The organism is bacterium (genome assembly GCA_021158245.1).
Lineage (GTDB): Bacteria > Zhuqueibacterota > QNDG01 > QNDG01 > QNDG01 > QNDG01.
Genome location: JAGGVB010000078.1, coordinates 1 through 5,535, shown reverse-complemented (window position 1 = coordinate 5,535; position 5,535 = coordinate 1). Strand labels below are relative to the sequence as shown.

The following is a 5,535-nucleotide window of genomic DNA, read 5'->3' as shown; positions in this document are numbered from 1 at the left end:
TATTTTTGTGTTGTTACAGGTCCGGAAATCAAGACACTTGTAAGAAAGATTGCAGTAATCAGATGAGATTAAAAGTTTTAAATAAAAACTCAATAAAAAAGGCAGGTATTTATATAGCAGTATTTGCCGGAGTGATGCTCTCTTATCTGAATATCCATGCTCAGGACAGGGGAGCAGGCCTGCCCGGGGCTTATCTGCGTATGGGAGCCGGAGCAAGGGCACTTGCAATGGGAGGCGCTTTTACAGGTATTGCTGATGATGCCAGCGCCTGTTACTGGAACCCGGCCGGTATAGGGCAGCTTAAACTTGCACAAATAGTTGCCTCTTATCAATTCCTTTCTATGAGCAGGCAGTATTCATATCTTTCAGCTGTTTTACCGTCACGCTGGAAGGGAACGATTGGAATAAGCTGGATCAGGCTTGGAGTAAATAATATAGAAGCAAGGGATTGGCTGGGCAGAGAGACAGGCAGTTTTTCAAATGCTGAAAGTGCTTACATGATTTCCTGGGGCGTCCCTGTTACAGAAAGGATTTACGGAGGAGTTACTGCAAAATATTTTGTTCACAACCTTTCTGATTTTCAATCAACAGGATACGGATTTGATTTTGGCCTCTTTGTAAAGATAGCAAAGGGTTTATCCGCAGGTGCTGTTCTGCAGAATGTCGGTGCAGGTGTTAAATGGAACACAGAAAGCGGATTAAAAGAGCAGTTTCCCTCCATTATTCGTGGAGGTATTGGAGTCAGGCCGTTTACTTATCCAGTTACAATCTCAATGGATGCTGAATACGGTTCCCGGTTTGGAAAAAGTCTGCATGCAGGATGTGAATGGGAGATAGCTGGCGGATTCGGACTTAGAGCAGGATTTGACAGGCAGGGAATTAAAGCAGGGGGATTTTTTTCCGTACCTATGAGAACTTTTAATTTTGAAACAAATTACTCATTCGGCCGTGATCCTGTTGACAGTGCGAATATGCACAGACTTTCCATTACAATAACTCTTGCGCCGTTTGATTACTATTTCTACAGGCCAAGAGGGCACAAAGGAGAACAAGTATCCTCTTTTGATGTGCCGGATTGCCGGATTGTAAAAATAGTTGCTGAATATCCGGGGCTGGGGCTGATAAATTTGGGATCAGACAACGGCATAAAAGCGGGAACGAGGTTTCATCTTTATCGTCAGTCCGCAGATGCAGAAATAGGCGGTACATCTTTAAAGAAGATCGGAACAGTAGAAGCAATCCGGGTTGAGTCGAACCTTGCAGCAGTTAAGTTTATTGATAACCTGCAGGGTTACAAGATTCAGGTGGGAGACATGCTGTTCAGGATATCCAGGTAGTACAGATTGTTTAACCCGCTAACCGTTTTAATCCTATTCTTCCCCTTTCCTTATCAATGCTCAATACTTCCACATCAATTACATCACCTACTGAAACAACATCAAGGGGGTTTTTTATAAATTTGTCCGAAAGATTGCTTGTATGAACAAGGCCGTCCTGTTTAACTCCTATGTCAACAAAAGCGCCGAAGTCAACAACATTTCTTACTGTGCCTTTTAAGATCATACCCTCGTAAAGATCATCCATGCTGAGGACATCACTGCGCAGTATTGGTTTATCCATACTGTCTCTCGGGTCTCTGTTTGGTTTTTCAAGGCTTGCAATTATATCCTGCAGAGTCTGTTCTCCGCAATTACAAATTTCAGCAAGCTCAGTGTAAGATACTTTTTTGTCTCTTATTTTTTTTGATACAACAGAGCCGTTTTCTCTTACCTCCTCTATTGACAGCTCAAGATAATCCAGGAGTTTAATAGCCGCATCATAAGACTCCGGATGCACTGCTGTGGAATCAAAAAAGTTTTCTGCATCAGGGATTCTTAAAAATCCTGCTGCCTGCATGAACCCGTGTTCTCCCAGGCCGGGAACTTTTTTAATTTCGTCTCTTGCTGAAAATTTACCGTTATTCTCTCTGTAATCAATGATTTTCTCTGCGACTCTGCTGTTAATTCCTGCAGTATACTTTAACAGAGATGCAGACGCTGTGTTCAGATCTACACCTACAAGATTAACACACGACTCAACAACATCATCAAGAGTTTTGGAAAGTTCGGTTTGATTAACATCGTGCTGATACAGGCCTACTCCTATTGAACGCGGGCTTATTTTTACAAGTTCAGATAGAGGGTCCAGAAGTCTCCTTGCAATGGAAATGTTCCCTCTCATTGATGCTTCAAGGTCAGGAAATTCCTGCTTTGCAACTGCTGAGGCTGAATAAACCGAAGCTCCGGCCTCACTGACAATTGTGTAAAGTATTTTTCTGCCGATCTGAGATATAAATTCTGCAGCAAGTTTTTCAGTCTCTCTTGATGCAGTACCGTTGCCGATGGCAATTATCTCAACCTTGTGTTTTTCAGCAAGGTCTTTAAGCAAAATCAGGGCTTCTTCCCATTTATTCTGAGGAGGATGCGGGTAGATTACACTGCCTTCAAGATATTTGCCTGTAGAGTCAATTACAGCCACTTTACAGCCTGTTCTGAATCCGGGATCAATTCCCATAATTATTCTGTCTCTGTACGGAGGAGTTAACAGAAGAGCCCGAAGATTTTTTGCAAATATGTTTATTGCATGGCTGTCAGCTTTCTGCTTGAGTTCTTTTCTGATATCCCTCTCAATTGACGGAAAGATTAATCTTTTATATGCATCTTCAATTGATGTTTCCAATTCCCCTGTAAATACAGAGGATCCGTTTTTTATTATTTTATCCCGGATTAACGAAATCATTTTGTCTTCCGGCGCATCAATCCGGACTTTGAGGAGGTTTTCTTTTTCACCTCTGTTCAAGGCAAGAATTCTGTGAGGGGGGATGGATTTTACAGGTTCTGAAAATTCCTTATATATTTCATATTTTATTAAAGCGTCATTGTTTTTTGCCTCTGCATTTATTATACCTGTTGTTGACATAATCCGTCTGAGTTCCTGCCGGATTTCAGCAGTGTCCGCGATAATTTCAGAGACAATATCCCGTGCTCCTGCAAGAGCCATTTCTGCTGTGTCAATATTTTTGTCTTTGTTGATGTATTGTTCTGCATAATCAAAAGGTGTACCAGAAACAGTTTTTTGATCAAGAATAAGTTCGGCAAGAGGTTCAAGTCCCTTTTCTTTTGCAATAGTGGCTCTTGTACGCCTTTTCGGTTTAAACGGAAGGTAAAGATCTTCAAGTTCCTGAAGTTTTTGCGCATCAATAATTTTTTTCTTTAAGTCAGGAGTCAGCTTTTCCTGTTCCTTAATGGATTTGAGTACTGTGTTTTTTCTGAAGTTCAGATTCTTTAAATAGAGTGACCTGCTTTCAATATTTCGTATTTCTTCTTCATTCAGGCTTCCGGTCACTTCTTTTCTGTAGCGTGCTATAAACGGTACGGTATTCCCTTCTTCGAGAAGCTCAATTGTGTTCTTAACACTTTTTTTAGATAATGATAATTCACGGGAAATTACAGGGATTATATTTTCCAATTCTCCTCCGGTTTCAGGTTTTATAGTTAAAGAGACATAAATTTAAGATAGTAAAGAGATAAATGCAAGAATTTTAACAGAAGATTTTTTGGGTTATGCTGAAATGCATGGGGAATTACAGATAGGTTTTTCATATAATTAATAGATTATGATAATAAAGTAATCATATTCAGTTTAAAAATAGTTTTTATAAATAATTTTTTCCGGCATTAGGAAAATCTCCGGCTCGAAAATAAGAATGAAGCAGCGTTAAGAAAGTTCGTCTGTCTGATCCCGATTCTTTTTATTAATAGTAAAATCGGGACTCAAACAGAATTTGATTCCGGGCGTTCGCTTTTTAACATTTTTTTAACGGAGATTAGCAGATGCCGGCATTTCCCACTCAGTTCAGTATCAAGCCAGAAAATCAGAGATACAAATGAAATGAAAAATATGTAAATTCTACAACGAAGATTGTATCATAGATAATAATCCTGTCGTTGTGATTCAGGCATTTCAGGAAGAAGCAATCTCCGTAATTTGTGTGCTTAATTCTGGAGATTGCCACATCTTCCGTTTATTCAGTTAGCTTCTATTTTATTCCTTTGATAGTTGATTTGTCAACTTTATCCCAGTCAGAATAATTAGTAATATTCAAGTTTGTTTTTGGTTCAGTTGTGTATCTTACGTTGCTGTTGTAAGTCCACTCCATTGTTCTGGATCCGCCTCCTGATTGTGTAGTAATAAGAGCAGCATTACTGACAAACCCAATCGGAGATGCCTGATCTCTCGGGCTTTTCCTGTCACCGTGAGTGGGGTCAGTAGGAATCCATCCGTAACCTGGAAGATACACTTCCACCCACCTGTGATAAACATCATCCATGTATGCAAGCTCTTTTCTGTCCCATGTTGATCCCACATAACGGGTAGGGAGCCCTGCAGCCTTGCAGAGAGCAATAAAAGAGAATGAATATTCGGAACATGACCCGTGCCCGTTTGTAAGAACAGTGGGAGCTGTGTCCCACGCTCCATCCATGAGATAGTGAAGATGACCGATGAGATATTGATGTATTTTCCGCATTATCCAATACGGATTTTTTTCGTTGCCTACTACTTTTTTGACAGTTTCCTTAATGATAGGATTATTAATCTGGTATTTTTCATTGTCTGCAAGATATTTGTTTTTAATATCCTTTGGTATGTCGTCAAGGGAACCCACATTTTCCGGATAGATGAAATATCTAACATTATATGATTTGAATATAGTTGTAACCTGTACTTCTGTTTTGTCGCCGGGTTTTAAATCCGTAAAGCTGAATAGTGCGGTTTTTTGGCCCCATTGGTCAGTTTCAATTTTTGCCGGTTTGATATTGTATTTAAAATCTTTTAATATGGTTTGATTGTCTCTGTCTGCAGGCAAAGCAATGAATACATTTAGTGTTTTAATCTTTCCAGGGCCGTAGCATGTAACATTATGGTTAAAAACAACCTTATGAAAGGCAGTATCTTTACGGATGAGTTTTTCACTATCTCTGATTTTCAACTGGTAAATTTTATCGTCTTCATAATCAACAGCCCAAAGTTTTTTGCCGTCTACTGCCAGCCCGTGAACATAGTTGCCCGGGGCTGTAGCAATTACAATAACGTAACCGGTATTAGGGTCAACCATATAAATCTCGTCAGCCCCTCTGTCTGAAATCCATAGATATTTGCCGTCAAATGTTATTCCTTTGGGATCCTTTGCCGGAGAAGGAAATGATTTTATTGTTGTACCGTCATCTGTGCTGAACTGGATTACTTTATCGTATCTGTCGTCAACACACCATAGATATTTGCCGTCCCATGCTAATCCCTTGGGGCTGCGTGAAGGTGCATGCAGAGTTTTTAATATGGTTCCGTCTTTGGGATCTATCTTGAAAATTATACCGTCCATATCTTCGGATTTATCGGTCCTTCCGCGATAATCTGCATTCCAGAGATATTTACCGTCCCAGGCAAGCCCCATTGGCCAGTAAGCCGGTGATTCTATCTGCCTTATGACTTTGCCGT

General features: G+C 40.1%; 3 protein-coding genes. 1 reads left to right on the top strand and 2 read right to left on the bottom strand.

Features of this window, described 5'->3' with window-relative positions:
- Positions 1 to 1,337: PorV/PorQ family protein (locus J7K93_04785; protein MCD6116309.1), on the top strand; the 1,337-nt coding region annotated here is incomplete at its 5' end.
- Positions 1,338 to 1,347: 10 nt separating this feature from the next.
- Here the strand turns inward: J7K93_04785 and J7K93_04780 are convergent.
- Together J7K93_04780 and J7K93_04775 are read right to left on the bottom strand one after the other, a co-directional pair.
- Positions 1,348 to 3,507, bottom strand: a complete 2,160-nt coding sequence (locus J7K93_04780; protein ID MCD6116308.1) for an RNA-binding transcriptional accessory protein — start codon at positions 3,505 to 3,507, stop codon at positions 1,348 to 1,350.
- Positions 3,508 to 4,078: 571 nt separating this feature from the next.
- On the bottom strand, positions 4,079 to 5,535 hold a 1,457-nt coding region (locus J7K93_04775), incomplete at its 5' end, for a transglutaminase (GenBank protein MCD6116307.1).